This is a genomic window from Sinorhizobium sp. NFACC03, assembly GCF_900103435.1.
GTDB lineage: Bacteria > Pseudomonadota > Alphaproteobacteria > Rhizobiales > Rhizobiaceae > Ensifer.
In genome coordinates, this window is sequence record NZ_FMXF01000003.1 from 77,943 (window position 1) to 102,622 (window position 24,680).

The 24,680-nt window shown below is 62.7% G+C and carries 27 protein-coding genes; 19 read left to right on the top strand and 8 right to left on the bottom strand.

All coding sequences use genetic code 11. The features are described 5' to 3' along the window. Window positions 1-50: 50 nt before the first annotated feature. From BLU35_RS07310 to BLU35_RS07320, 3 genes are all read right to left on the bottom strand, one after another. Window positions 51-428 carry a hypothetical protein gene (locus BLU35_RS07310; protein ID WP_057255252.1) on the bottom strand — a complete coding sequence of 126 codons (378 nt, stop codon included), beginning with the start codon at window positions 426-428 and terminating at the stop codon, window positions 51-53. Between the two features lie 10 nt (window positions 429-438). Next, window positions 439-1,353 carry a glutathione-dependent disulfide-bond oxidoreductase gene (gene yghU / locus BLU35_RS07315; protein WP_093232546.1) on the bottom strand — a complete coding sequence of 305 codons (915 nt, stop codon included), beginning with the start codon at window positions 1,351-1,353 and terminating at the stop codon, window positions 439-441. A gap of 240 nt (window positions 1,354-1,593) precedes the next feature. Continuing rightward, the gene (locus BLU35_RS07320) at window positions 1,594-2,067 is read right to left on the bottom strand and encodes a VOC family protein (RefSeq protein ID WP_058322334.1); all 474 of its coding nucleotides are present in this window, start codon (window positions 2,065-2,067) and stop codon (window positions 1,594-1,596) included. Window positions 2,068-2,360: 293 nt separating this feature from the next. On the opposite strand from BLU35_RS07320, the gene BLU35_RS07325 reads away from it, so the two are divergent. Further along, window positions 2,361-3,098: a glutathione S-transferase family protein gene (locus tag BLU35_RS07325; protein WP_093232547.1), complete on the top strand. Its 738-nt coding sequence runs from the start codon at window positions 2,361-2,363 to the stop codon at window positions 3,096-3,098. Between the two features lie 51 nt (window positions 3,099-3,149). Here the strand turns inward: BLU35_RS07325 and BLU35_RS07330 are convergent, their stop codons facing one another. Continuing rightward, a complete protein-coding gene (locus BLU35_RS07330) occupies window positions 3,150-4,121 on the bottom strand; it encodes an alpha/beta fold hydrolase (RefSeq protein WP_093232548.1) in 972 nt (323 codons plus the stop codon). Window positions 4,122-4,318: 197 nt separating this feature from the next. On the opposite strand from BLU35_RS07330, the gene BLU35_RS07335 reads away from it, so the two are divergent. The 4 genes from BLU35_RS07335 to BLU35_RS07350 all read left to right on the top strand — a co-directional run bounded on the left by BLU35_RS07335 (window position 4,319) and on the right by BLU35_RS07350 (window position 8,570). After that, a complete protein-coding gene (locus tag BLU35_RS07335) occupies window positions 4,319-4,777 on the top strand; it encodes an Rrf2 family transcriptional regulator (protein ID WP_093232549.1) in 459 nt (152 codons plus the stop codon). Continuing rightward, entirely contained in the window at window positions 4,770-5,192 is a 423-nt protein-coding gene (locus BLU35_RS07340) for a GNAT family N-acetyltransferase (RefSeq protein WP_093232550.1), read from the top strand. The genes BLU35_RS07335 and BLU35_RS07340 overlap by 8 nt, the downstream gene beginning before the upstream one ends. Window positions 5,193-5,298: 106 nt before the next feature. Beyond that, the gene (locus tag BLU35_RS07345) at window positions 5,299-6,183 is read left to right on the top strand and encodes an AraC family transcriptional regulator (protein ID WP_093232551.1); all 885 of its coding nucleotides are present in this window, start codon (window positions 5,299-5,301) and stop codon (window positions 6,181-6,183) included. A gap of 182 nt (window positions 6,184-6,365) precedes the next feature. Continuing rightward, complete coding sequence (locus tag BLU35_RS07350) at window positions 6,366-8,570, top strand: TonB-dependent siderophore receptor (protein ID WP_093232552.1); 2,205 nt, start codon at window positions 6,366-6,368, stop codon at window positions 8,568-8,570. A 91-nt stretch (window positions 8,571-8,661) separates the two neighbouring features. On the opposite strand, the gene BLU35_RS35580 is transcribed toward BLU35_RS07350, so the two are convergent. Continuing rightward, window positions 8,662-8,829 carry a hypothetical protein gene (locus BLU35_RS35580; protein ID WP_176907157.1) on the bottom strand — a complete coding sequence of 56 codons (168 nt, stop codon included), beginning with the start codon at window positions 8,827-8,829 and terminating at the stop codon, window positions 8,662-8,664. Between BLU35_RS35580 and BLU35_RS07355 the strand changes: the two genes are divergently transcribed. The 4 genes from BLU35_RS07355 to BLU35_RS07370 all read left to right on the top strand — a co-directional run bounded on the left by BLU35_RS07355 (window position 8,803) and on the right by BLU35_RS07370 (window position 10,250). Further along, window positions 8,803-9,129, top strand: coding sequence for a flavin reductase family protein (locus tag BLU35_RS07355; protein WP_353615022.1), 327 nt, complete (start codon window positions 8,803-8,805; stop codon window positions 9,127-9,129). The genes BLU35_RS35580 and BLU35_RS07355 overlap by 27 nt on opposite strands. 127 nt (window positions 9,130-9,256) lie before the next feature. Further along, window positions 9,257-9,580, top strand: coding sequence for an ArsR/SmtB family transcription factor (locus BLU35_RS07360; protein WP_058322340.1), 324 nt, complete (start codon window positions 9,257-9,259; stop codon window positions 9,578-9,580). After that, window positions 9,577-9,987 carry an SRPBCC family protein gene (locus BLU35_RS07365; RefSeq protein ID WP_093232553.1) on the top strand — a complete coding sequence of 137 codons (411 nt, stop codon included), beginning with the start codon at window positions 9,577-9,579 and terminating at the stop codon, window positions 9,985-9,987. The genes BLU35_RS07360 and BLU35_RS07365 overlap by 4 nt, the downstream gene beginning before the upstream one ends. A 47-nt stretch (window positions 9,988-10,034) precedes the next feature. Further along, window positions 10,035-10,250 carry a hypothetical protein gene (locus BLU35_RS07370; RefSeq protein ID WP_058322342.1) on the top strand — a complete coding sequence of 72 codons (216 nt, stop codon included), beginning with the start codon at window positions 10,035-10,037 and terminating at the stop codon, window positions 10,248-10,250. 18 nt (window positions 10,251-10,268) lie between these two features. Here BLU35_RS07370 and BLU35_RS07375 read toward each other — a convergent pair whose 3' ends face one another. Beyond that, a complete protein-coding gene (locus tag BLU35_RS07375) occupies window positions 10,269-11,255 on the bottom strand; it encodes a GlxA family transcriptional regulator (protein WP_093232554.1) in 987 nt (328 codons plus the stop codon). 108 nt (window positions 11,256-11,363) lie between these two features. On the opposite strand from BLU35_RS07375, the gene BLU35_RS07380 reads away from it, so the two are divergent. Next, on the top strand, window positions 11,364-12,005 hold the full coding sequence (locus BLU35_RS07380; protein WP_093232555.1) for an HD domain-containing protein: 642 nt from the start codon (window positions 11,364-11,366) through the stop codon (window positions 12,003-12,005). Window positions 12,006-12,059: 54 nt separating this feature from the next. Here the strand turns inward: BLU35_RS07380 and BLU35_RS07385 are convergent, their stop codons facing one another. Next, window positions 12,060-12,947: a LysR family transcriptional regulator gene (locus BLU35_RS07385; protein ID WP_093232556.1), complete on the bottom strand. Its 888-nt coding sequence runs from the start codon at window positions 12,945-12,947 to the stop codon at window positions 12,060-12,062. Between the two features lie 122 nt (window positions 12,948-13,069). On the opposite strand from BLU35_RS07385, the gene BLU35_RS07390 reads away from it, so the two are divergent. From BLU35_RS07390 to BLU35_RS07405, 4 genes are all read left to right on the top strand, one after another. Further along, a complete protein-coding gene (locus BLU35_RS07390) occupies window positions 13,070-13,765 on the top strand; it encodes a type 1 glutamine amidotransferase domain-containing protein (RefSeq protein WP_502688140.1) in 696 nt (231 codons plus the stop codon). A 49-nt stretch (window positions 13,766-13,814) separates the two neighbouring features. Beyond that, window positions 13,815-14,657 carry a type 1 glutamine amidotransferase domain-containing protein gene (locus BLU35_RS07395; RefSeq protein ID WP_093232558.1) on the top strand — a complete coding sequence of 281 codons (843 nt, stop codon included), beginning with the start codon at window positions 13,815-13,817 and terminating at the stop codon, window positions 14,655-14,657. Between the two features lie 110 nt (window positions 14,658-14,767). Beyond that, window positions 14,768-15,574 (top strand): phosphate/phosphite/phosphonate ABC transporter substrate-binding protein, encoded by an 807-nt coding sequence (locus tag BLU35_RS07400; RefSeq protein ID WP_093232559.1) that lies wholly within the window; start codon window positions 14,768-14,770, stop codon window positions 15,572-15,574. Between the two features lie 216 nt (window positions 15,575-15,790). Further along, complete coding sequence (locus tag BLU35_RS07405) at window positions 15,791-16,717, top strand: fatty acid desaturase (protein ID WP_093232560.1); 927 nt, start codon at window positions 15,791-15,793, stop codon at window positions 16,715-16,717. A 44-nt stretch (window positions 16,718-16,761) separates the two neighbouring features. On the opposite strand, the gene BLU35_RS07410 is transcribed toward BLU35_RS07405, so the two are convergent. Beyond that, entirely contained in the window at window positions 16,762-17,679 is a 918-nt protein-coding gene (locus BLU35_RS07410; RefSeq protein ID WP_093232561.1) for a LysR family transcriptional regulator, read from the bottom strand. Between the two features lie 241 nt (window positions 17,680-17,920). Here BLU35_RS07410 and BLU35_RS07415 point away from each other — a divergent pair, with 241 nt between their 5' ends. Genes BLU35_RS07415 through BLU35_RS07435 form a run of 5 tightly spaced genes read left to right on the top strand, consistent with a single transcriptional unit; the run spans window position 17,921 to window position 24,419 of the window. Beyond that, window positions 17,921-19,969, top strand: coding sequence for a TonB-dependent siderophore receptor (locus BLU35_RS07415; RefSeq protein WP_286161453.1), 2,049 nt, complete (start codon window positions 17,921-17,923; stop codon window positions 19,967-19,969). A 19-nt stretch (window positions 19,970-19,988) separates the two neighbouring features. Beyond that, entirely contained in the window at window positions 19,989-20,870 is an 882-nt protein-coding gene (locus BLU35_RS07420; RefSeq protein WP_502688141.1) for an iron-siderophore ABC transporter substrate-binding protein, read from the top strand. Beyond that, window positions 20,867-22,834: a Fe(3+)-hydroxamate ABC transporter permease FhuB gene (fhuB, locus tag BLU35_RS07425; protein ID WP_093232564.1), complete on the top strand. Its 1,968-nt coding sequence runs from the start codon at window positions 20,867-20,869 to the stop codon at window positions 22,832-22,834. Before BLU35_RS07420 ends, fhuB begins: the two co-directional genes overlap by 4 nt. Continuing rightward, window positions 22,831-23,550, top strand: coding sequence for a siderophore-iron reductase FhuF (fhuF, locus tag BLU35_RS07430; RefSeq protein WP_093232565.1), 720 nt, complete (start codon window positions 22,831-22,833; stop codon window positions 23,548-23,550). The genes fhuB and fhuF overlap by 4 nt, the downstream gene beginning before the upstream one ends. A gap of 53 nt (window positions 23,551-23,603) precedes the next feature. Beyond that, window positions 23,604-24,419 carry an ATP-binding cassette domain-containing protein gene (locus BLU35_RS07435; protein ID WP_093232566.1) on the top strand — a complete coding sequence of 272 codons (816 nt, stop codon included), beginning with the start codon at window positions 23,604-23,606 and terminating at the stop codon, window positions 24,417-24,419. The last annotated feature ends 261 nt before the right edge of the window (window positions 24,420-24,680 follow it).

Here is a 24,680-nt window from a genome sequence, read left to right on the forward strand (position 1 = left end):
GAAGCCGATTGGGTCCCGGCGCTCAGACGCTCAGGGCCCAATCGCTGCGGTCATACCTCGAAGACGTCCTCGAACGATTCCGGGAAGCTCTGGCGGGCAACCTTCTCGTTGATGATGAGCAACGCTTCATAGGACACGGGATCGAAATCCTTGTCGACCGGCAGCACCTCGCGTCCGAACAGGAGGTTCAGCCGGGCGGCATCGAGATTGCCGCGCTCGAAAGGTTCCGCACCGAAATGATGCCAGAGGGCGTGGAGGAAGGCCGCATCGATGCGGTGCGCCCCAGATCCCGGCCGGGCATGGCGAGGCAGCGCCTTGATCGGCGTTGCCCCCTTGGGATTGGCCCGACGGATGACGAACTGGATGCCCGTGCCCGGCATGGCGTAGGGAAAACCCCGATGTTTCGTCATATCAGCCAGCTTGGCCATTCTGTTCTCCTTACGCGGTCTGCTTCTCGACGATCTTGTCCTCAGTCTTCGTGTCGAAGTCGGAGGCGTCGTGACGCTCATGCAATTGCTCAGCCGGATCGCCGCTCAGCCGGTTGACCATGCGGCCGCGCTTGACCGCCGGGCGAGCGGCAATTTCGGCCGTCCAGCGCTGGACGTGCTCGTAGCTCTGAACCTCGAGGAAGGTGCCAGCGTCGCCATAGACCTGGCCAAGTGCCAGGTTGCCATACCAGGGCCAGGTCGCCATGTCGGCGATGGTGTATTCGGAGCCGGCGAGGAACCGGTGGTTGGCAAGATGGCGGTCGAGCACATCGAGCTGGCGCTTCACTTCCATGGCGTAGCGGTCGATGGCGTATTTGATCTGCATCGGCGCATAGGCGTAGAAATGACCGAAGCCGCCGCCCAGGAACGGTGCCGAGCCCATCTGCCAGAACAGCCAGTTCAAGGTGTCGGTGCGGGCGCGAAGCTCGCTCGGCAGGAAGGCGCCGAATTTCTCGGCGAGATAGGTGAGGATGGAGGCCGACTCGAAGACGCGGACCGGCTCGCCGCCGCCCTTCGGCTGATGGTCCGTCAGCGCCGGGATCTTGGAGTTGGGGTTGACGTCGACGAAGCCGGAACCGAACTGGTCGCCATCGCCGATCCGGATCGGCCAGGCGTCATATTCGGCGCCCGAATGGCCCGCCGCCAGAAGCTCTTCGAGCATGATCGTGACTTTCACGCCATTCGGAGTCGCGAGCGAATAAAGCTGCAGCGGGTGCTTGCCGACCGGCAGGTCCTTGTCGTGTGTCGGTCCGGCGATCGGGCGGTTGATGCTGGCAAACGCGCCGCCGTTGCCTTTGTCCCAGGTCCAGACCTTGGGAACTTGGTAGCCGGCAGGGAAATTGTCAGCGGGGGATTTTTCGGTCATGAAATCTGTCCTTGTCGTCTAAAGGCATATCCAACGGGCAAGCAACGTCACAAAACATGCGATGTCGGCCAGCTGCTTCGCGCAGTTCTATACCGTCCTTTCGGTACCTGCCAGAAAAACGGTTTCTCTTCCTGCCCGCGCTAGCAAGCAAGTTTCGGAGACGTGCGACTTTTTCGACATGCGCATGTCCGCTTTGGCCAGCGGGAACACCAGCGGCAGATCGCCCGCCGCGGTGCAGCATCAACCGCGCCGTGCCGCCTCGATCGCGGCCACGTCGATTTTGCGCATGTCCATCATGGCCTCGAATGCGCGCTTCGCCTCGCCGCCGCCGGCCGCCAGCGCTTCCATCAGGACCCGGGGCGTGATCTGCCAGGAGATCCCCCATTTGTCCTTGCACCAGCCGCACGCGCTTTCCTCGCCGCCATTGTTGACGATGGCGTTCCAGTAGCGGTCGGTCTCTTCCTGATCGTCGGTGGCGATCTGGAACGAGAAGGCCTCGTTGTGCTTGAACATCGGCCCCCCGTTGAGGCCGAGACAGGCGACGCCCGCAACGGTGAACTCGACCGTCAACACATCGCCCTCCTTGCCGGACGGATAGTCGCCGGGCGCCCGGTGCACTGCGGTCAGACGGCTGTCCGGGAAGACCTCGGCGTAGAACCGCGCAGCGGCTTCGGCGTCCTTGTCATACCAGAGGCAGATCGTGTTCTTTGCCATAGCCTTGTTCCTTTCGCGTTGAAGGCTTGCGGCCCTCTCCATGGGGTCTCATACGAAATAGGTAGCAGCCCGGTTATCTCCAGCCCGAAAGTGCTAGTGCGCTTTGCTGAGCGCAGATGATGACGACGCCACCGCTTGCGGCTTCTACGCGTCGGTTCGATCGCGTACGATCTGATTTCCGTTCGTCGCAAGATCAATCGTCTACATATGTGAACGATAAGTCTATTTTCGGCAGTCTACAGAGGTAGCGTCCACGCGAATATATCCATGGCATCAACCATGGAGAAACCGACATGCACACTATCGCTGAACCGATCTTCACCGCGGGCTTTCCGCTCGGCAGTTCCGCCGGACTGGTCACCGCGTTTGAATGGCTCGGCCAACCCTACCGCCTCACCCGCGTCGACATGCTCGGTGAAATGCGCACCGAGGCCTATCAGCGGCTGAACGGCCGGGTCGAAACGCCCGTGTTGGTCACCGACGAAGGGCGTGTCCATACGGAAACGATGGCGATCGCGCTGTGGCTCGAGGGGCGGGACCATGAGCGCCGCATCAGCTTCGCGCCCGGAACCTACGAAGCCGACCGGATGCATCAGTTCATCGCTTTCCTCAACACCGGCTTCACCGGTGCCTTCTTCCCGATGTGGGTGGCGCTGGAGGCGGAAGAGGCTACGGAAGAATATCGCCAAACGCTCCGCGTCTTCGGCCGTGAGTTTGTCGCTAAGCGCCATGCGCAGCTCGAGGCGATGATGGGCGACAGCGACTACCTGCTGGGCGGCCGGCCGACACTGGCCGATGCGGTTTTCATCGGCGTCGCCCGCTGGGTGGATTTTCACGAGGCGATCGAGCCCGAGGACTATGAGCGGAACTACCCGCGCATCCATGCGCTGCGCAAACGCATCGAGGCTGATCCCGCATTCCGCTTCGCATTGGCGATCGAAGACGGCGAACCTGCCGCCGGCAACGGTTCGATGAAAGGTCTCGTTCCGCTTGAGGACGTATTGCGTTTGACGGGCGCGATTGCGGTCTGAGCCGCCGGAGTGTTGCGCGCCGATGGTCGCGGCGCGCGACCTGCCACTCTGTCAGAGGCGCCGCGCGAAATCGATGATCGCGTCGCTCACGAGGTCCGGACGCTCCTGCGGGAGCCAATGTCCGCTGCCGGGCATGACGATCTTGCCCTTGAGTTGGGGGACGAGGCCGGGCATTGCATCGATGATATCGAGCATCCCCGGTATGCTGAGCCCCGTGTCCCGCTCGCCGATCATGAACAGGGCCGGTACATCGACCATGACGCCGGCGAGCGCCGCTTGCAGTTGCCAGTTGCGATCCAGGTTGCGGTAGTAGTTCAGGCCACCGCGAAAGCCGGAGCGAGTGAAAGCGGCCGCATAGGCGCCGAGGTCGGCAGCGGTCAGCCAGTCCGGCATTTGCTGCGGATCGGGAAGGGCTGCGAGCAGCCCGTCGCGCCGCGAGACCATTCCGAACGGATTTGGCGTCTGGTCTCCGGCTTGCCGCGGGCCGGCCTCTCCCGAAGCCGCGAAGAGGATTTTCCGCAGCGTCTGTCGAATGTCCCGCTCCAGTTCTGCCTCGGCGATCCCGGGTTCCTGGAAGTAGAGTGTGTAGAGTTGTGCCTCATCGGTCTGCGGGAAGATGCGGGTTGGCGGCACGGGTGGTTGGGCCATCATCGGAACGCTGATCGCGACCACGCCGCGGAAGCGGTCGGGCCGCATCTGCGCCGCCTGCCACGCGACCGTCGCGCCCCAGTCGTTGCCGACGATGAAGGCGGTCTCTGCGCCGAGGGCGTCCAAGAGCGCGACCATATCCCCGACAAGGTGAAACAGAGTGTATTCGTCGATCGCCGAGGGGCATTCCGTATGCCCATATCCGCGCATGTCCGGCGCCACCGCACGAAATCCGGCCTTGGCCAGCGCCGCGATTTGATGACGCCAGGCGTGGGCCGTTTCCGGAAAGCCGTGGCAGAAGAGGACAAGTGGCCCTTCTCCCTGTTCGACGACATTCATCCGGATCGTTCTCGTCTCGATGGTGCGAGCAGGCATTTTCGGTCCTTCCGTTCTTGATGTCGTACCGCAGATGGCGCTCGGCGCGGCGCTACACGGCCATGCGGCCGCCAACAGACCGGCCAACATCGTTCGTCTTCGCATCCCTGGGCCCTTGATTCCGTAATTATCTAAGTTACAGAATTGGGTGAGGTCAAGTATGCGTAACAATAATAGTTACGCTTTGGGGGTGGCATATGAAACGAGACAGCCGGCTGGCGCGCATGATCCACGTGCTCATCCATATGGGGCTTTTGGGCGGGCGCGAGACCTCGGAAACCATCGCGAAGATGCTGAACACCAATCCCGTGGTCGTGCGCCGCACGATGGCAGCTTTGAAGCGCAAGGGGGTGGTGGGTTCCGAGGGAGGGCGAGGTGGCGGATGGGTGCTGCTGCGGTCTCTGGACGACTTGACGGTCCTGGACATCCAGAAAGCGCTCGACGAAGGCGAGGTTTTGTCCGCCGGCCTTTCGGAAGATCATCCAACCTGTCCGGTGGAGCGGGCGGCGAACGCCGCCCTGGTGCAGGCCTTCGATAAGGCGGAGAGCACTCTGCTGGACGAGTTCGCAAAGCTCAGGCTATCGATCATCGCGGAGCATGCCCTGTCGGCGGACAGGCAGCTGACATGGCACCAAGACGGAAGAAATGATGGCTGACAACAGCGCTGACCATCCGCGTTTCGTATGGCGCGGCGACTTCGCGAATGCCGAGTTGAATGGCCTGCATGCCGAGTGTTTCGAGCACGCGCTTGCCGGTGACGATTGGTGGAAACAGGTGAACACCTTCAGCCTCGGCTGGGTTTGCTTGCGTCTCTCGGGCAAGCTTGCCGGTTTCGTCAATGTCGCCTGGGATGGCGGTGTGCACGCTTTTCTGCTCGACACCATGGTCCCCGCACCCTGGCGGCGAAAGGGTTACGCGCGCCGGCTCGTCGACGAGGCGGTGGTAAATGCAAGGCTGTCGGGTTGCGAGTGGCTGCATGTCGACTTTGATGCGCATCTTCGCGACTTTTACCTTCAAGCCTGCGGGTTCGTTCCCACGGATGCCGGCCTGATCCGTCTTCGCCAGGATTAGCGAATGCGAGTCCGATCGGGGCTTCCGTTGCGAATTAAAGATGAGTAAAGAAGGAAGGAATTAGTTCGAGGCGCGGCCTCTGATTTCCCCGAGCATTGGGCAATTGATGACGTTCCAGCCACGGATGCAGAACAAGATCTCCGGCTTCAAGGTCCTCGGCGGTTTGCGCCGCCGGGAATGGAACGGGATCATCGCCGACGTCTGGGATGTCGAATGCGAGGCGCGGGCGGGCGGTCACTACGTGTCCGATGATCCGCGCATGTTCATCGTGCTCGATGCGCAGGGTGGGAGCCGCTGCAACGTCAAGCTTTCGCCCGGCGGCCCCGGGACCGTGCAGAACTATCGCGAACAAGGGCTTTCCTACATCCCGGCGGGCATGGAGATCTGGGCCGATGTCGTTGACGTGCAATACATCCGCCATCTCGATCTGCACTTCAATCTCGATGTCCTCAGCCGACGGCTGATGGAGGATCTTAACGCCAGCCGTTGCGACGCACCCAGGCTGATGTTTCATGATGAGCGTTTCCTGCAGCTCGCGCGGCTCATCGCTGCGGAGTGCCTCAATCCGCAGCCCCTGCATGATCTCTACGGGGACGGCCTTACCGTCGCGCTGTTCATCAACCTGATGAAGCTCAGCCGCGCCGATCCGCGCAAGCGCAGTCCGCTTGCTGCCTGGCAGATGCGCCGCGTGGCCGACTACATCGAGGAGAACTTCGGTCGCAACATTCGGCTCGAGGAATTGGCAGCGCTTGCCGGGTTGTCGCAGTCGCATTTCAGCCATGCCTTCAAGGCCTCCACCGGCATGGCGCCGCATCAGTGGCAGACGAATGCGCGCGTCGAACGGGCCAAGCAACTCCTGCTCGGGAACGACGCGTCGCTGACGGCGATTGCCGTCGAGACCGGGTTTTCCGACCAGGCGCATTTCACCCGGGTCTTCCGCAAGGTCGTCGGCACAACGCCGGCGCAATGGCGGCGGAGCCGGTTGGCCTGAGCAAATCCCCGCAGGTGTGGGCGGTTGTTCGCTGTAAATAGCCCAGGATCGTTCAATTGTCGCGGATCGCTCCAAGCGCCGGCATAATAGTTGATATAGACACTCATCTTATAGGGATTACTTTCTAACGCTGCATATCGCCCCGGGGATTGGCGCGATGGGCGGCTCAGGGCGATGACGAGATGATGGTGAGTGGCAGGGCGGCACGTTTCGCCGAATGGCTGGCAGGTGGGGTAGCCGGTATTGCAATTCTGGCGGCGGGCGCCGCGATGGCGCAGGACGCGCCGGCGACCTGGCTGGAAAAGATCGAGGTCCAGGCTGGAGCGACCGCAGACGACGCAACCGGTCCGGTCGAAGGCTATGTCGCCAAGGCGACCACCACCGGCTCGAAGTCGGCAACGCCGATCAACGAAATTCCCCAGTCCGTATCGGTCATCGGCCGCGATGAGCTGGACGATCGCGGCGTCGTCAACAAGATCGACGAGGCGCTTCGCTATACGCCCGGCGTGATGGCCGAGCCCTTCGGCGTCGATCCGGATACCGACTGGTTCTACATCCGCGGCTTCGATGCCACGCAGACCGGCGTCTTCCTCGACGGCCTCAACCTCTTCTCCTATGGTTTCGGCGGTTTCCAGATCGATCCCTTCATGCTGGAGCGCGTCGAGGTGCTGAAAGGGCCGGCTTCGGTGCTCTATGGCGGCGCCAATCCCGGCGGCATCGTCAGCCTCATCAGCAAGCGGCCGAGTGACGAGACCTCGACCTACGTGGAAACCGGCATCAACAACAACGGCAATGCCTTCCTTGGCATCGACGTGAACCGCTCATTGGATGATGCGATCAACTACCGCGTCATCGGCAAGGTCTCCGGCGGCAACAACTACACCGACCATTCGGAAGACCTGCGCGGCTTCATCCTGCCGCAGATCACCTATCAGCCCGACGATGCGACCAGCCTGACCGTTTACGGCCTGCTGCAGGGCCTTGATCAGGTCCATACCGGTGGCGGCTTCCTGCCCTATGTCGGTACGGTCGTCGATGCGCCGTTCGGCAAGATCGATCGCAAGGCCTTCTTCGGCGAACCGGCTATCGATACCGGCACCTATGTGCAGCAGATGCTCGGCTACAAGTTCAAGCACGAGTTCGATAGCGGTTGGCAGTTCAGCCAGAACCTGCGCTACGGCCACCTCTACAAGCATGAGAACGGCCCGTACACCTACGGCTACTACGATCCAAGCCTGCCGTTCCCGGTTTCGCCGACGCCTGCCACCCCGGACAATCTGCTTTATCGCCTGGGCTTCGAGGCGACCTCCAAGGTCGATACGTTCAGCGTCGACAATCGTCTCGAGGGCGAATTCGAGACTGGCGCGCTCGATCATACGCTGCTGGTCGGGCTGGACTACAAGCTCTTCCGCCTGGACCACGTTCAGGCGTCGTCCGCGGGAACGCCGATCAGCGCCACGGATCCGGACTATGGCGCACCGCAACCGGCCAACGCCATCTATATCAACCAGGTGATCACCCAGCAGCAGCTTGGCGTCTACGCGCAGGATCAGATTCGCTTCGGCGACGGTTGGCTTGTCACGCTCAATGGCCGATACGACTACGTCGACACGAAGACCGATAACGGCCCCACCTTCTGGGCTCCGACGCAGAATTCGAGCTTCGATTACAGCGAAGGCGCCGTCAGCGGCCGCGCCGGACTTGCCTATGAATTCGACAATGGGCTGACCCCCTATGTCAGCGTCGCGACCTTCTTCAATCCGATCGTGGCGGTAACGGCGACCGGCAACACCAAACCCGAGGAGGGCGAACAGTTCGAAGCCGGGGTCAAGTACGAACCGACCTTCTTCGATGGTGTGCTGACGGCGTCGATCTACCAGCTGACCAAACGCAATGCTCTCGTCACCGACCCGCTGACGAGCATTTCCACCCAAACCGGCGAAGTGCGCTCCCGTGGCATCGAGTTCGAAGGCAAGGTCAATCTCAACGAGAGCTGGAAGGTGATCGCCGGCCTCGATTTCATGGATATCGAGGTGACCGAGGACGCGAACCGGGTGCTGGTCGGCAAGGCGCCCTATCTCGTCCCCGATGCGCAGGCTTCGCTGTGGATCGACTACACCGTGCAGCAGGGTGCGCTTGAGGGCGTCAGCCTCGGTGCTGGTGTTCGCTACCGCGGCGAAAGCTGGGCGGACAAGGAGAATACGGCGAAGGTACCCTCCTCGACGGTGTTCGATGCCGGGCTGCGCTATGAAAAGGATGGCTGGGGTGCCGCTCTCAACGTCACCAACCTTTTCGACAAGGAATATGTGAGCGGTTGCAGCGGCGTGCTCGTCTGCGGTTACGGCGACGCCCGGACCGTCACGCTCAAGCTCAGCAAGACATGGTAGTTTGAACCATCGGGCGGGGCCGGAGCGCACCGGCCCTGTGCCACTTCGGGGACGGCCTCAACCACGGTCCGGGGAGCCCCGCCCGGCTGCCTCAAGAGGCGCCATTGTTTTCCAGCTGAACCAGCCATTCCGAACCGATCCGGTAGCGGCGCAAGACCGTGGCCGGGTCCTCCGCATCGAGCCGCGAGCAGATGCGGTAGACTTCAAGCGTCTCGGCATCCATCAAACCGCGCTGGTAGAAGAGCATGGCGGCCGGCACGACGAGCCCGACAAGCTTCGCAGGTCCGGCGTGGAACTCTTCGAGATGCCGGAATATGACCTGCCCTTCGTTGCCGGTTGTTCCGCCTGGCTGGTCTGCCGAACGATCTCCGAGCCATCCATTCAGGGCCGCTATGAGCTCTTCATCGGCGAGGTCATCGCGGTCTGGGCGGATGATCGCGTGTTTCGCGATGGGCACTGGATGTTCGAGACGGCTGACCCGGCCTTGCGCAGCCTGCACTATGTCGCGGGCGGGCATTTCCACGCGATCGGCGAGGCGACCGACGTCTCCCCGAAGTAGTTGGTCTCTCGCCTATCTGCTCCAATTCCGCGGACGGACCGACCTGGAAAACGGGTTTCCGCAAAGCATTTGACAAACGCATAGTCAATTGGCTATATGTCATCCCATAGCCAATTGGGTATGAGACATGTCGCAGTTACAGGATGCGGTATTTCGGGCGCTTGCAGATCCCACACGTCGCGGGCTCTTCGAACACCTCTGCCGCCAAGGAGATACGACGGTCGTCGGATTGCTGGCCGATGCCGGGGTTTCGCAGCCGGTCGTGTCCAAACATCTGAAGATCCTGAAGGCGGCAGGGCTCGTGCACGATCGGCATGAAGGCCGTTACACCTATTACAGCGCCAAGCGCGAAGCTCTTGCCACCCTGGTCGATTGGACGACCGAGATGGCCAGCTTCTGGCAGGAGCGTTTCGATGATCTCGATGATTTACTAAAGAGAATGGACCAATGAACGAAACAACCGAAACAACACGCTCTGTCGTGGTCGAACGCGAATTTTCTCATGCGCCGGAAAAGATCTGGCGCGCGCTGACCCAGCCCCATCTGATTGCCGAATGGCTGATGCGGAACGATTTCGTGCCCGAAGTGGGCCGTCGCTTCACGCTTTCGGCCGACTGGGGACAGGTCGATTGCGAAGTCGAAACGATCGAGAAGGACCGCTCGCTCGCCTATCGCTGGGACACAAAAGATCTCACCAGCGTCGTCACCTGGACACTCGTTCCCACCAACGGCGGCACCAACTTGCGTATGGAACAGCGCGGCTTCAAGGCGGATCAGAAGTCTTACTACCAGGGCGCAACCGTCGGGTGGGGACGCTTCATCGACCAGCTGGCCGAAGTTGTCGCAAAGCTCGACTGACCATCTCCCGGCTTCAGGACCCTTTCTCAAACAACGAGGTGCCAGAAATGACCGCTCTCATCCGAACAATCCATCGCTGGACGTCGGTGCTTTTCTCCCTGGCCGTTGCGGCGATCTTTGCCGGCATGGCTCTGACGACGCTTCCCGAATGGGTCTATCTCATGCCACTGCCGCCGCTTGCCGTGCTTGTGCCGACCGGCCTCTATCTCTTCGCGCTTCCCTATATGGGCACACAGCGGGGCAGGGTTCAGGCGGCCGAGTAGGGGCGGCAGCCTGCCAGTTTATCCGGCCGGAAGAGCCGGGCTGGCGAAGCGCTTTCGGTACTCTGCCGGCGTCACGCCGACATGGCGCATGAAGGCACGGCGCAGCGTATCGGCATCGGAAAAGCCGCATTGAGCGGCGACCTGCTTGGGCGCTTCGTGTCCCTGCTCGAGAAGGCGGCGGGCAGCGTTGACCCGCGCCTCCTCGACCCAGGTTGCCGGGGTGATGCCGACTTCGCTGCGGAAGAGCCGGGAGAAATGGCGCGGGCTGAGATCCATCCGGCTGGCGAGGCTTGCAACGCTGTGATCGTGCGCGGGATTGGCCGCGATCCAGCGCTGCAATTCCTGAAGCGCGGACCGGCCCGCTGGCATGGCCTCGCCCTTGCGGCTGAACTGCATCTGCCCGCCGGGCCTTTTGAAGAACATCACCAGCTGGCTCGCCACGCGTTTGGCGATCTCATGCCCGAGGTCCTCCTCGACCAGTGCCAGCGCCAGGTCGAGCCCCGCCGTCACGCCGGCCGCCGTGCGCACCGGCCCGTCGCTGACATGGATCGCGTCCTCGTCGACGGTGACGTCAGGAAAGCGCCGCGCGAGTTCTTCGGCGACGGCCCAGTGCGTCGTCACGCGTCGCCCCGTAAGCAAGCCAGCTGCCGCGAGGAAAAAGGCGCCGCTGCAGACCGAGCCATAGCGCCGGACCGTGGGAGCCCGCTGCCGCAGCCAATCCAGAACGACCCCATCTGCCGGCACTTCCGCCGCATTCGGGCATCCGGCGACAAGAAGCGTGTCGATCGTGTCATCGAAGTCGCGGCCGATGACGCGGTCCGGCATCAGCCGCACGCCCGACGAGCTGCGGAGCGGTCCTGGCTCGGCTGCTGCGACGAGAGGGCTATAGGCCTCGCGGCCGACTTGCGCATTCGCTTCTGCAAAGACATCCAACGGGCCGGAGACGTCGAGAAGTTGAACGCCGGGTAGCGCCACCATCACGATCGTTCTCGTCTTCGCCTGCATGTGCGTCCGCCTCCATCTGGATTTGTCCTGATATCACGTATCACGCCGATTGCAGACAAAATAGGCGATTTCTATCCTGCTGGCGAGTAGAAAGCGCAGGAGAAAGCAATGTCGCTCATCGTCAAAGACGCCGCCATTCCCGATAGCAAACTTGCAAAAGCCATTACCGAGTACATCCGCGACACCGAGACGGAACTGCTCTTCAACCATTCGAGCCGCGTCTATCATTTCGGTGCACTCGCGGGCATTCATAGCGCGCTGACCTTCGACCGCGAACTGCTCTATGCCGGTGCGATGTTTCATGACATCGGCCTGATGCCGAGCCACAGCAGCAAGCATGAGCGCTTCGAAGTCGACGGCGCCCATGCGGCGCGCGACTTTTTGCGCGGTCACGGCATTTCGGAAGCAGAAGCCTACACGGTCTGGACGGCAATTGCGCTGCACACCACGCCGGGCGTGCCCGAGCACATGCATCCGGTCGTGGCGCTCGTGACCGCCGGTGTCGAAATGGACGTGCTCGGTCTCACCTACAAGCAATATTCCGACGCCGAGCGCGAAGCAGTCGTCAATGCCTTCCCGCGCACGCCTGATTTCAAGGAGGATATCATCCAGGCCTTCTACGATGGCATCAAGCACAAGCCCGAAACGACCTTCGGCAACGTCAAGGCCGATGTCATCGCCGACAAGGATCCGTACTTCCACCGCGGTAATTTCTGCAGCGTGATCCGCTGCTCGCACTGGCACGGCTGAGGCGTCCTATGCGCGGGCTGCCGCATGTCCTGCGGCAGCCTTTGCCTGTTCAGCTTACTCCAAGAGGCAATCGATCAGCGCTCGCGTTGCGGCCGAGAGGTGGCGATGCGGCGAATAGATGAGGGAGAAGGGACGCGACCGGCCGCCGGAATCCGGCAGCAGTTCAGCCAGGCTTCCCCGCGCCAGGCGATCGCGCACGACGAAGTCGTAGGTCTGGCATATGCCAAGGCCTGCTTCCGCCAGCGACACGGTGCCGAGGACATCATTCTCGATATGGACAGGACCCTGCGGCACCCACTCGATGTCATTCCCATCGACCCGGAACAGCCACGGCCCGGGACGGCCGGTTCTCGGCATGATGAACGGCAAGCACGTATGCGTCACGAGATCGTCGATCGAGCGCGGCAGTCCGCGCCGCGCCACATAGGTGGGAGATGCCACCAACCTTAGCGGTGCGTCCTCGAGTTTTCGCCCGATCATGCCGCTATCGGGAAGCTGACCAAGTCGTATGGCGAGGTCGTAGCCTTCGGCGACCAGATCGACGTTGCGGTTGGCAACCGACAATTCGACGATGACGGACGGGTGCTTCAGCGCGAAGCGTGTCAGCTTTTCCGGCAGGCGGAAATGACCGTAGGTGGTGGAAACGCTGAGGCGGACCCGCCCGGCCAGAACGCCCTCGCCCTGAACGGCCCGCTCGGCCTGGTCGATCGTCTCGAACGCCGAGCGGACCTGTTCCAGATAGGTGCGTCCCGCTTCCGTAAGGCTGATGCGCCGCGTCGTTCGCCGCATCAGTTGGGTCCCGAGCTTCGTTTCCAGCCGGGTGATCGCCCGGCTTAGCACCGAAGGCGTCGTACCAAGCGCCACGGCGCCGGCCGTCATCGAACCCCTGTCCATGACCGTGATGAAAGCCTCGACATCGGCGAGGTGATCGAAGCGACGCATTTTTGCCTTTCAAGACCAAATCATTTCCCTAAAGGCGAATTTATCGCCGATATCGAAGCTAATAAATAGACGCCATCAGCAACGCCCGCGACGTCGGGCCCATTCCAAAAAGGGAAGTGATGATGACGGAGACAGCCCCGTTAGCCGGAAAACCCGTGCTTTTCGTTCTCACCAGCCACGGCACCAAGGGCGACGGCGGCCAGCCGACCGGCTTCTATCTCGGTGAGGTCACGCACCCGCTGGCCGTGCTCGAAGCGGCTGGGATCTCCGTCGAATTCGCGTCGATCAAAGGGGGTGAACCGCCGATCGACGGTCTCGATCTCGAAGACACGATCAACCAGCGCTATTGGAACGACGAGGCGTTTCGCGCCGCGATCCGCACGACCGCCAAGCTCGATGAGGTCGACCCCTCGCGCTACGCTGCGATCTTTTTCGCCGGCGGCCACGGCGCCATGTGGGACCTGCCGCAAAGCGGCGCGGTCGACCGGGTGACCCGTTCGATCTTCGAGGCCGGCGGTGCTGTCGCGGCGGTGTGCCATGGCCCGGCGGCGCTCGTAAACGTCAAGCTTTCCGGCGGCAGCTACCTGGTGTCCGGTCGCGATGTCAGCGCCTTCACCGATTCAGAAGAACGCGCCGTCGGTCTCGACAAGACCGTGCCCTTCCTGCTCGCCACCATGCTCGTCGAGCGCGGCGCGCGGCATCACCCGGCGCCGGACTGGACGTCGAAGGTGGTCGTCGATGGCCGATTGATCACCGGCCAGAATCCGCAGTCCGCCACAGGCGTCGGTGAGGCCCTGCGCGACGTTCTCGTCGCCTGAAGCACCCCAGTTGCAGGAGGCCGTGAGACCTCCATTCGGAGACTTAGAGATGAAAATGCTGATGAACCTGGCAGCCACGATGGCAATCGTCCTCGGCGCCACGCACGCGTATGCCGCCAATATCCTGGTAGTGCTTTCGGATGAAAACAGCCTGGACCTCAAGGATGGCAAGGTTTTCGAGACCGGCTTCTACCTCAACGAATTGATGCAGCCGGTAAAGGCGTTCATGGACGCCGGTCATGAGGTGACCTTTGCGACGCCGAAGGGCATGGCCCCCAGCGTCGACCGTACGTCGATCGACAGGATGTATTTCGGCGGCGATGAAACGGCGATGCGGGAAAGCGAAGCGCTGCTCGGCAAGCTCAAGATCACCTCGCCGGCCGAGACACCGGTTGTCAGTCTGTCGCGGGTGGAACAGATCGGCTACGACCATTTCGATGCCGTCTATGTTCCGGGCGGGCATGCGCCGATGCAGGATTTGCTTGTCGACGCGGACCTCGGCGAGTTGCTTCGGCATTTTCACGCGAGCGGCAAGACGACCGCCCTGATGTGCCACGGGCCGATCGCGCTTCTGTCGACATTGTCCGAGCCAGTTGCGTTTACCGGCGAACTGGCAGCGGGCCGTCAGGCTGCCGCCGATGCCGGCTGGATCTATGCCGGCTATCGGATGACGGTCTTCAGCAATGGCGAGGAAGAAATGGCCAAGCCGCTGCTGAAGGGCGGCGAGATGAAGTTCTATCCGCAGGATGCGCTAGCCTTGGCGGGCGGCGCAATCGCCAACGGTGATACGCCCTTCCAGCCGAACATGATCGTCGACCGCGAACTGATCACCGGCCAGAATCCGGCGAGCGCCACGGAAGTCGCGGCAGAGATCCTGAAGCGCGTGCAATAGTCTTTTATTGTTGGGGTGGCGCTCGGGGTCGCTTAGATTTCGTTTGCGAATTAAGTCTATGCAATGCATAGGTTTTTGATCGCCTTCACGAGGTTGCTCCGAGGTCGCTCATGCCCATCGCAAGTCTTGCCATGTATGTCAGTCCGGCGCCGCTGAAGGACGCGATGCGGCAGTTCTGGGAGGCGCTGGCGGACCGCCTTCGCGCCGTGGGGGTCGATGCGCCCACGGCTCTGCAAGAGGATATGCGCTATGACGAGGCGTGGCTTCGTCCCGACCTCCTGTTCGGCCAGACCTGCGGCTATCCCTATGTCCAGCGCCTGCGCGGTCAGCTGCAACTGGTGGCGACGCCGGTCTACGGACTGCCGGGCTGCGATGGTCCGCTCAAATGCAGCTTCATCATCGTCAACGCCAAGTCCGCCGCGCGCTCGATCGAAGATCTGCGGGGGGCACGCGCGGCGATCAACGATCCCGGCAGCAATTCCGGCTACAACCTGTTCCGCGCCTCTGTGGCGCCCCATGCGATCGACGGCCGGTTCTTCTCGTCGGTGCTTCAGACCGGCGGCCATGTGGCGAGCATCGACGCGGTTTCGAGCGGGGTCGCCGATATCGCGGCGATCGACTGCGTGACCTTCGGCAACACCTTGCGCTTCGACCCCGATCGCGTCGCTGGCGTGCGCATCCTGGCGGAGACAAAAAAGGGTCCGGGTCTGCCTTTCATCACCGCGGCATCGACGCCGGCAAAGGATCTCGTGCTGCTGCGCCGCGTGCTTGCGGAAACCATTGCCGATCCGGCGCTTGCGGAGATCTGCGATACGCTTTCGCTGCGCGGTATCAGCCTGCTCGGAGACAGCGACTACGAGGCCCTGGCAGCGCTTGATCGCGATGCCGCCGGTCAGGGGTACCCGACGATCGCCTGACGGTTCATCGGTAGCGTTTCATGGCGACCCGTTGCGAAAATAACGGTCGAGAAATAGAATATAAATTACATAGAATAAATATTTTACCTGTGTGACGTTTGGCGCAAGCAGTATTCCAGTTTGCGCCGCTTCGCCGCAAAGCCATGCGGCGCGTTCCCATTGGCCGGCTTTTTATATTGGCGATTGAAATCTATCGCTTTTCCGGCCGGAGACCGCATGTCGACTGATGCGCTGCCCCCACAATCGAACCTAACTGCCATCGCCCACGTGGAATGGCAGACCGTTGCTCTGGCCCTCGTCATCTATGGTGGCTTTCTCGCTCTGACCTGGTTCTGGCAGTCGCTTCCGATTGTCCTCGTGATCGGTCTTGGCGGTTGGCTCATTGCCTGGCACGGGTCGCTGCAGCACGAAGTCATTCACGGGCACCCTACGCGCAATCAGCGCATTAACGATGCGATCGGATGGCCGCCGCTGTCTCTCTGGCTGCCCTATGCGATCTATCTGGAAGGCCACCTCGTCCACCATCGCGACGAACATCTGACGGATCCGATCGAGGATCCGGAGTCCTCCTATTTCACCCGGGCCGCCTGGGAAGGCATGGGCAAGGTGGGGCGGAAGCTTGCAGAGTGGAATACGACATTGCTCGGCCGGCTGACGCTCGGGCCGCTGGTCATGATCCTGAGCTTCCTCGCACAGGAACTGGTGCTGATCGTGCGGGGTGACAGGGAGCGGGCAAGGATCTGGCTCTCGCACGGGGCAGGCGTCGCCATCGTGCTCGCCTGGGTCGTCGCGGTCTGCGGCATGCCGCTCTGGCTCTACCTTTTCGGCTTCGTCTATGTCGGTGCGGCGCTGACCAGGCTTCGCTCCTATGCGGAACATCGTTATGCCGGCCATCAGGAGGAACGGACGGCGATCGTCGAAGACACGCCGCTTTTCGGTCTCTTGTTTCTCTACAACAACCTGCATGTGCTGCATCACCAGCGGCCGGGTATTCCCTGGTACCAGATCCCGGCGCTCTATCGCCGGCACAGACGTGCGCTGCTGGCGATCAACGGCGGCCTCGTCTATTGCGGCTATCGCGACGTGGCCCGTCGCTTCCTTCTGAAGCCGCATGATGATCCGCGCCATCCGCAGCATCTCTGACGTTACCGACGCGCGCCGCGATCCGCGAAGGTCTGCGCGAAGCCCTAGGCGCCTCGCCGGTGGTGGGCGACGAAGGCGCGCACGGCCGCCGAGCCTTCGACCTTGCGATAGGCGACGGCGAGGTCCGACGTGACGCGGTTTCGCGCCAGTGAAACATAGCGCACGCCGGGAAGCTGCAGGCAATGTAGCGACTGCGGCACAAGCGCGATGCCGAGCCCCACGGCGACCATGCTCATGATGGTGGTGAAATCACGGCCCGTCGCGCTGACCTTTGGCGTGAGCCCAGCGTCCTTGCAGGCGTCGAGTGTATTGGAGTGGAAGCCGACATCGGCGGGTTGGCGCGGCGTTATGAAGGTCTGGTCCGAGAGCGCTGCGAGATCGATCGCATGCTGGGCGGCGAGGGGATGCGCCTCCGGCAGCGCCACGACCAGCGGCTCGCGCAACACGGTGGTCGTCGTCAGGCCGGCCGGGATCGGCGCCGGCGGGCGGATGTAGCCGAAGTCGAGTTCGCCTTCCGAAATCATCGTGAGCTGCTGGCGCATTTCGATCTCGACAAGCTGAAGCTCGATGTCGGGAAATTCCTGTCGGAAAGCAGTCAGAGATTCCGTCAGCACGCCCGAATAGGCGGCCGAAGCGACATAGCCGATCGATATTCTGCCCGTCTGGCCGCGGCCGACCCGTTGCAGTTCCGACAGGGCGAGGTCGGCCTGGGCGACAATCTTTCGGGCTTCGTCAAACAGCAATTGCCCCGACAGTGTCAGCTGCACGGAACGTTTCGCGCGGTTCAGCAGCGGAATGCCGACCAGGCTTTCCAGGTTGAGCATCTGCTGGCTGAGGCCGGGCTGGGCAATGCCGAGCCGGGCGGCCGCCCGCTCGAAGTTCTTTTCCTCCACGAGAGCGATGAAATAGCGCAGGTGGCGAAGTTCGAAGGTCGCGGCGCGTGGCGATTTTGGAGCCGACATGAGGCCTCGAGTGCGATAACTGAAAACGATGCTGTGCACATGTACCATAACTGATAGTTCTGAAAAATCCTGTGCCGAGTTATTGGAATGCCGGAAAATTTGGCTATAGAAAGATGACAAAATTACTCCAGATTGAGCGCGCAGATGCCACGCGCGCAGAGGCTTTCGTCATCCCATGTCACGCGTTCATTGGCTGCTGTTAACGTCCGTCGCTTTCATGGGGTCCGTCGGACAGACCGCCATGGCACAGCAGCAAGCCGAGACCAAGCTTGAGGCGATCGTCGCGAAAGGCGACGGCGAGGCCGGCGGCCCGGTCGAGGGTTATGTGGCGAAGTCGAGCCGCACCGCTTCGAAGTCCGGCGCGCCTCTGCTTGAGACGCAGCAGTCGGTGTCCGTCATCACCCATGACCAGATCGAGGCGCAGGGTGCCCAGACCGTGGGGCAGGCGCTGAATTACACGCCCGGCGTTTTCGCACAGCCCTTCGGTGCCGACCCGCGTTTCGACACGCCGATCATCCGCGGTTTCGACGGTCGCCAGGTCCAGTTCCTGAACGGGCTCAGGATGATGCGCACCGCCGGCGCACCGGCCGTTGAAATCTACGGGCTTGAAAACATCGACGTCCTTCGCGGACCCGCTTCGGTCATGTACGGCCAGGGCAATCCGGGCGGTATCATCAGCATGATCAGCAAACGGCCGGTCTTCGAGAATTTCGGCGAAGTCGGCGTGCAGGGTGGAAGCTACGAGACTTTTGGTGGGTTCTTCGATTTCGGCGGCACGCTTGGCGAGGAGGCGGATTATGCATACCGGCTGACCGGTCTTGGCAAGAACGCCGCTGCGCAGGTCCACGAACTGGACAACGATCGCTATTTTATCGCGCCGGCGCTCACCTGGCAGCCGGACGAGGATACGAAACTGACGATCCTTGCGAGCGTCCAGCACGACAACCCCGGCACGCCCTCGGGCCTGCCGCCGCAATATACACTGAACGCCACCGACTTTCGCCTGCCGCGTGATTTTTATGTCGGCGACGAATCCTTCGACCGCTCCAGCCGCACGCTTACAAACCTCGGATACGAACTCGAGCAGCACCTGAGCGAGAGCTGGATCTTCCGGCAGAACTTCCGTTACACCGACCTCGACTGGGACTACCAATCGCTTGGCATGTCGACGCTTGGTCTTGCGGCCGACGGGCGCACACTCCGCCGAAACGCGACTTTCCAGGACGAGGCGCTCAACACCGTCAATATCGACAACAATCTGCAAGGCGAATTCTCGACCGGCGAGGTCGACCATACGCTGCTTGTGGGCCTCGATTATCGCTACTTCGATAACAATGTGCGGACCCGCTTCTTCCAGGCGACACCGCTCGACGTGCGTTCGCCAAGCTATGGCGGACCGATCCGGCTGATCGCGCCGACGCTCGATACGACTGTCGATAGCGAGCTTTCGCAGCTTGGCGTCTACGTGCAGGACGAACTGGCACTCGGAGGCTGGCGCGCAGCGTTGGGCCTCAGGCAGGATTGGACCAGCAGTTCGGGAACGTCGCTCAATGGGCTCTCGCGCGTTTCCCGTCCGCTCGACCAGGACGATCATGAGCTGACCGGCAGGGCCGGCCTCAGTTACGTCTTCGACAACGGCATTGCGCCCTATGTCAGCTACTCGACGTCCTTCGAGCCGGTGATCGGCGCGGGTCCGGACGGCAGGCCATTCGAGCCGACTTCGGGCGAGCAGGTCGAGCTCGGCGTGAAATACGAACCAGCGGATTGGAACGGCTTCTTCACGGCGGCCGTCTACGACCTCAAGCAGAAGAATGTGCTGCGCACCATCGCCGGCATTTCGTCGCAGATCGGCGAGGTCAATGTCCGCGGCCTGGAACTCGAAGGTGTCGCGAGCATAACACAAGGGCTCGATTTGCGGGCGGCCTACACCTACACGGATGCCCACATCGCAGCAGGCGCCGACGACGGCAATCGCGTCGAAAACGTGCCGGAGCATATGGCGAGCCTCTGGGCGAACTACACCTTCCAGGAAGACACGGCGCTCGAAGGTCTCGGCGTCGGGGCGGGCGTGCGCTATGTCGGTCAGCGCTATGGCAACAGTGCCAACACCTTCAACCTGGACTCGGTCGTACTCGCCGATTTCGCGCTCTCCTATAAGAAGAATGGTTACAAGGCGTCGCTCAACGTTCAAAATCTCTTCGACAAGGACTATGTCGCAAGCTGCAGTTCCTTCGGCTGCTACTACGGCGACGGCCGCACGTTCATGGGGAAGCTGACCTATAGCTGGTAGCGAATTGAGAGAGCGGGCATTGGGTCCTTTTGTCAGTCGCCGGGAGCTGCTTCTCGGCGCGGCGCTTTTCTTCGCCGCGCCTGAGGTCAGGGCCGGCGCGCCCTTGCGCATTGCCGCGATCGACTGGGCGATGCTGGAGACGCTGTGCGCGCTCGGCCTTACTCCGGTTGCCGCGACGGAGCTCATTCAGTTTCGAAGCGGTGCCGTCGAGCCCCTATTGCCAGCAGATGTCGTCGATCTCGGTCTGCGTGGTTCGCCCAACTTCGAGCTGCTCCACCTGCTCAGGCCGGACCTGATCCTGATCTCGCCGTTCTATGTACGCCACGAGGCGGCGCTCGGCCGGATCGCGCCGCTTTTCTCCCTGCCATTCTATGTGCGGGGCGAGCCGCCTTTCGAAAAGGCGCTCGCAGCGGTGAAGGCGCTCGGCGAGCGTCTCGGACGCTCCGACAAAGCGGAGGCGCTGCTGAAGGAAATAGCCGGCGAAATCGAAGCTCCCAGGCAGACGGTCGCCCCCTTCGCGAACAGGTCCACCTATATCGTCAATATCGGCGACGCGCGGCATGTCCGCGTCTTTGGTTTCGACAGCATGTTCGGCGACATGCTCGCCCGGCTCGGGCTGCCGAATGCCTGGACGGATCGTTCGCGCTTCACCTTTGCGGCACCCGTCCCGATCGAAAACCTTGCGGCCGATCCCGACGCGCGCATCGTCATTGTCTCCGAGGTGCCCGTCGAGGCGCGCAGTGGCCTTCGAAACAGCATCATCTGGAATTCGTTGGAGCCGGTCCGCAAGGGGCGGGTCATCCAGCTCGCCAACGTCAATCCCTACGGCGGTGTTACTGCGGGCCTGCGGTTTGCGCGCCTCTTTGCCGAGGCGATGCTTGCAGGAGACCGGCGCGGATGACGATGCGGGCATGGTCCTTCCTGTCGGCCAGCCTGCTCGCCGGCCTCATGCTCTTCGCGCTGGCCGCATCGAGCCAGGTCCCGTTTTCGCAATGGGGAGACCTGTTGGCCCCTCCCGCCGAGCTCACGCTCGACAAGATCATCCTGGCCTATAGCCTGTTCCCGAGGGCAGCGGTCGCTCTGGTCGCGGGCGCCGCACTCGGCCTATCCGGGGCGCTTCTCCAGCAATTGCTGCGCAATCCGCTTGCCGATCCCTCGACCCTCGGCATCTCGGCGGGCGCCCAGTTCGCGATCGTCGCAGCGACGCTCTATGTTCCCGAGATCGTCGATGGCCACCGAACTTTGGTCGCGCTCGCCGGCGCCGCCGGCGCAGCGGCGATCGTCTTCGCGCTCGGTTGGCGTCGCGCTTTCGAGCCGGTGACGATGGTGGTCTCCGGCCTGCTTGTGGGGGTGACAGCCGCAGCCTTGTCCGCAGCGATGACGCTCGCGCGGGGCGAGTACCTCATGTCGCTCGTGACCTGGAACGGCGGATCGCTCAGCCAGCAGGACTGGTCAGTGTTCCAAAGCCTTGGCCTGGAGTTGGTGCTCCTTGGCCTGCTTGCCGGGTGTCTGTTGATCCGCCCGTTGCTGCTGTTGGGGCTTGGCGATACGAGCGCGCGCAGCCTGGGGGTCAATCTCGGCGGCATCCGATTTGCGGTTGCCGCGATCGCCACGGCGCTTGCCGGCTTCGTCGCTTCAGCGGTTGGCCTGGTGAGCTTCGTCGGCCTTGCCGCCCCAGCCTTCGTGCGCGCCTGCGGCGCCCGCCGACCGGCGGCGATCGTTGCGCTGTCGCCGCTCGCCGGCGCACTCTTCCTATGGCTCTGCGACGGCATCGTGCAGACACTCGCGCGCGCCTCGAGCGAGAATTTTCCGACGGGCGCGGTCACCCCACTCGTTGGTGGTCCTTTGCTGCTCTGGCTTCTGCCCAAGGTGCGAAGCATGGAAGTGCCGCACGAGGTGCGCGAAAGCGTTCATCGCGGCAATCTAAAAACAGCATTCGCCGCCTTTCTGGTTCTCGTGCCGTTCCTTGTCGCGATCGCATTCTTCGTCGGGCCGTCCGGGCATGGCTGGAAGATCCTGAGCTGGGCGGAAACGCTCGATCTGGCACCGCTCAGATGGCCTCGGCTCCTGGCGTCTGCCGCGGCCGGCGGCCTGCTGGCCGTGACCGGCGCGATCCTGCAGCGCATGACCGGCAATGCGATGGCCAGCCCCGAGGTCGTCGGCGTCAGCGGTGGTGCCGGCCTTGGGTTTGCCGCAGCGCTCACCTTCGCGCCCGATGGCGGCACAGTCGTGGTTTTCACTGGCGCCGGGCTCGGTGCGCTCATTGCCATGCTGGCGGTGCTCCTCTTCGCCAGCCGCCGGCATCTGCCGCCGGAAAAGCTGCTGCTTGCGGGCGTGGCGGTCGGTTCCTTCAGCTCGGCCGTCCTGTCGGCGCTGCTGGCGATCGGTGATCAGCGGTCTTGGCAAATTCTCTCCTGGCTCGGCGGTTCGGCATCCACGGCAACGCCGGCGACCGCAATATTCCTCGCTATTCTCTCTTTGCTCGTCCTTGCCGCCGCACTGCTGTTGAGCCGCTGGCTGACGATCCTGCCGTTCGGGCCGTCGATCGCCCTGTCGCTCGGCCTGTCGGTGCGGTTGAGCCGCGTGCTTCTCCTGCTTCTTTCAGGTGCTGCGACCGGCGCGGCGTCCCTGCTTGTCGGGCCCTTGAGCTTTGTCGGGCTCGTCGCGCCGCATATCGTCCTGCGCGCCGGTCTCGTCACGACGCCGCAGCACCTGGCGGGCTCGTTCCTGCTCGGCTCGATCCTGATGACCCTTGCCGATTTCGGCGCCCGCACGGCGACCTTCCCCTACGAACTGCCGCTCGGCCTTTTTGCTGCCCTCGTCGGCGCGCCCTACCTCATCTGGCTTCTGGGGCGGCAGAGATGATGGTGAACCAGCTTCCGGCGCTTCCGATTCCGTTCGCGGATGCAGCCCTGAGCCACGCGGTGCCGGCTGAAGACGATGATCTCCTCAGCCTGGACAGCATTCTCGAGCCAGGGCCGGTTGCGAACGCACTGGATGGACTGTTGCGGCGGTGGGGGCCGGGCGATCGCCGGGCCGCGGCGTCGCTATGGACGCAGGGTTACTTCGGCCGGCTGCTCAGACCCGTTATCGCCTATGGCCTCGTTCACGACATCTGGTTTTCGATGACGTTGCCGGACGTTCAGGTCGGCCTATCCGATATGGCGACGCCCGTCCGGTTCGCTCTGAAACGCGCGGCTCCCGCTCCGTTGAGCGCGCGCCTGCGGGGGATTGTCGAAGACAATGTGCGACCTTTGATCGTCCGGATGGCGAACGTGACGGCCACGTCCGAACGGGTGCACTGGAGCAATGCGTCCTTCGCGTTTTGCCGCGCCCGCCGTCATGTCCATGATCTCTGGCCACAGGAGGCCATGCCGGCCGATGTTGCGGCGCGCTTGCGTGAGATGGAGACGCTGATGGCTGCGGACCATCCCCTTTTTCGGCTGACGCAGACGGTCCCGGATGCCGCGGGCGGTGCCTGTCTCCAGCGAAAGATCTGCTGCATCCGCTATAAGCTCGACGGCCTGAAGAAATGCGGCACAGCCTGCCCGATCAATGCCTCGACCTTTTGCCGTCAATGATATCTATCGATGAGACCAACAGCAGGTCCAGCGATCCTGCCCGGAACGAAAAGATGCAGAACCACGCGACTGAAACTCCACCCATCGCCCGCGACCAGGCCGTACTGTCGCTTCATGATGTGAGCTTTGCGATCGATGGGCGCAACCTGCTGCACCCGCTGACGCTGGAGATCCCGGCAGGACATTCCATCGCGCTGATCGGCCATAATGGTTCCGGCAAATCGACGCTGCTCAAGCTGATCGGGCGACAGCTCGCGCCGACCACGGGGCGTATCGATTTCGAGGGAAAGCCGCTTGCTGGCTGGGGAACGCGGGCCTTCGCCCGGCGGCTCGGCTATCTGCCGCAGAATACGCCGCCGGCACCCGGTATGCTTACCCGGGAGCTGGTCGCACTCGGCCGCTATCCCTGGCACGGCGCGCTCGGCCGCTTCGGGGCGGCCGACAAGGCGAAGGTCGAAGAGGCGATCGAGGTCACCGGTATCGACCCGTTCGTCAACCGGGAGGTCGACAGTCTTTCAGGTGGGGAACGCCAGCGCGTTTGGCTCGCCATGCTCGTCGCCCAGGATGCCACCTGCCTGCTGCTCGACGAGCCGATCTCCGCCCTCGACATCGGCCACCAGCTCGAGGTGCTGGCACTGACCCGCGATCTCTGCCGGGACAAGGGCATCACCATCATCTCGGTACTGCACGAGATCAATATGGCGGCCCGCTTCTGCGACCGTATCGTGGCGCTCCATTCCGGCCGCCTCATTGCCGAGGGCACGCCTTCCGACATCATGACGCCGGAAGAACTGGCGCGGATTTACGACGTGCAGATGGATGTATTGGAACAGCCCGTCAGCGGACGTCGCGTGGCGCTGGCGCGGTAGGCCACACGGCCACGGATCTGGCCGATAGTCCGACCGAGCGCGTACTGAACAGAGGTCCCGTTTGCTCGAACGGCGAGGACGGGCTTCGCCGTCCCAAGCGATCAAGAGCCACAGATCCCAATAACAACCCGGCATTTGGCACCAAGGCGCCTGACCCGCAATTGACATGAGTCAATGCGGCAGCCTCGTCCTTCGGGCCTATTCCCGGTTGTGTTTGAGTGGTCGCGGGCTATTCTCGTGGTCCGTTTTGATGGTGGGACG

What these genes read in the sequence shown, in the direction of transcription:
- BLU35_RS07310 (WP_057255252.1), bottom strand. Translation starts at nt 428, where the DNA reads ATGGCCAAGCTGGCTGATATGACGAAACATCGGGGTTTTCCCTACGCC.
- yghU (WP_093232546.1), bottom strand. Translation starts at nt 1,353, where the DNA reads ATGACCGAAAAATCCCCCGCTGACAATTTCCCTGCCGGCTACCAAGTT.
- BLU35_RS07320 (WP_058322334.1), bottom strand. Translation starts at nt 2,067, where the DNA reads ATGGCAAAGAACACGATCTGCCTCTGGTATGACAAGGACGCCGAAGCC.
- BLU35_RS07325 (WP_093232547.1), top strand. Translation starts at nt 2,361, where the DNA reads ATGCACACTATCGCTGAACCGATCTTCACCGCGGGCTTTCCGCTCGGC.
- BLU35_RS07330 (WP_093232548.1), bottom strand. Translation starts at nt 4,121, where the DNA reads ATGCCTGCTCGCACCATCGAGACGAGAACGATCCGGATGAATGTCGTC.
- BLU35_RS07335 (WP_093232549.1), top strand. Translation starts at nt 4,319, where the DNA reads ATGAAACGAGACAGCCGGCTGGCGCGCATGATCCACGTGCTCATCCAT.
- BLU35_RS07340 (WP_093232550.1), top strand. Translation starts at nt 4,770, where the DNA reads ATGGCTGACAACAGCGCTGACCATCCGCGTTTCGTATGGCGCGGCGAC.
- BLU35_RS07345 (WP_093232551.1), top strand. Translation starts at nt 5,299, where the DNA reads ATGACGTTCCAGCCACGGATGCAGAACAAGATCTCCGGCTTCAAGGTC.
- BLU35_RS07350 (WP_093232552.1), top strand. Translation starts at nt 6,366, where the DNA reads ATGATGGTGAGTGGCAGGGCGGCACGTTTCGCCGAATGGCTGGCAGGT.
- BLU35_RS07360 (WP_058322340.1), top strand. Translation starts at nt 9,257, where the DNA reads ATGTCGCAGTTACAGGATGCGGTATTTCGGGCGCTTGCAGATCCCACA.
- BLU35_RS07365 (WP_093232553.1), top strand. Translation starts at nt 9,577, where the DNA reads ATGAACGAAACAACCGAAACAACACGCTCTGTCGTGGTCGAACGCGAA.
- BLU35_RS07370 (WP_058322342.1), top strand. Translation starts at nt 10,035, where the DNA reads ATGACCGCTCTCATCCGAACAATCCATCGCTGGACGTCGGTGCTTTTC.
- BLU35_RS07375 (WP_093232554.1), bottom strand. Translation starts at nt 11,255, where the DNA reads ATGCAGGCGAAGACGAGAACGATCGTGATGGTGGCGCTACCCGGCGTT.
- BLU35_RS07380 (WP_093232555.1), top strand. Translation starts at nt 11,364, where the DNA reads ATGTCGCTCATCGTCAAAGACGCCGCCATTCCCGATAGCAAACTTGCA.
- BLU35_RS07385 (WP_093232556.1), bottom strand. Translation starts at nt 12,947, where the DNA reads ATGCGTCGCTTCGATCACCTCGCCGATGTCGAGGCTTTCATCACGGTC.
- BLU35_RS07390 (WP_502688140.1), top strand. Translation starts at nt 13,070, where the DNA reads ATGACGGAGACAGCCCCGTTAGCCGGAAAACCCGTGCTTTTCGTTCTC.
- BLU35_RS07395 (WP_093232558.1), top strand. Translation starts at nt 13,815, where the DNA reads ATGAAAATGCTGATGAACCTGGCAGCCACGATGGCAATCGTCCTCGGC.
- BLU35_RS07400 (WP_093232559.1), top strand. Translation starts at nt 14,768, where the DNA reads ATGCCCATCGCAAGTCTTGCCATGTATGTCAGTCCGGCGCCGCTGAAG.
- BLU35_RS07405 (WP_093232560.1), top strand. Translation starts at nt 15,791, where the DNA reads ATGTCGACTGATGCGCTGCCCCCACAATCGAACCTAACTGCCATCGCC.
- BLU35_RS07410 (WP_093232561.1), bottom strand. Translation starts at nt 17,679, where the DNA reads ATGTCGGCTCCAAAATCGCCACGCGCCGCGACCTTCGAACTTCGCCAC.
- BLU35_RS07415 (WP_286161453.1), top strand. Translation starts at nt 17,921, where the DNA reads ATGGCACAGCAGCAAGCCGAGACCAAGCTTGAGGCGATCGTCGCGAAA.
- fhuB (WP_093232564.1), top strand. Translation starts at nt 20,867, where the DNA reads ATGACGATGCGGGCATGGTCCTTCCTGTCGGCCAGCCTGCTCGCCGGC.
- fhuF (WP_093232565.1), top strand. Translation starts at nt 22,831, where the DNA reads ATGATGGTGAACCAGCTTCCGGCGCTTCCGATTCCGTTCGCGGATGCA.
- BLU35_RS07435 (WP_093232566.1), top strand. Translation starts at nt 23,604, where the DNA reads ATGCAGAACCACGCGACTGAAACTCCACCCATCGCCCGCGACCAGGCC.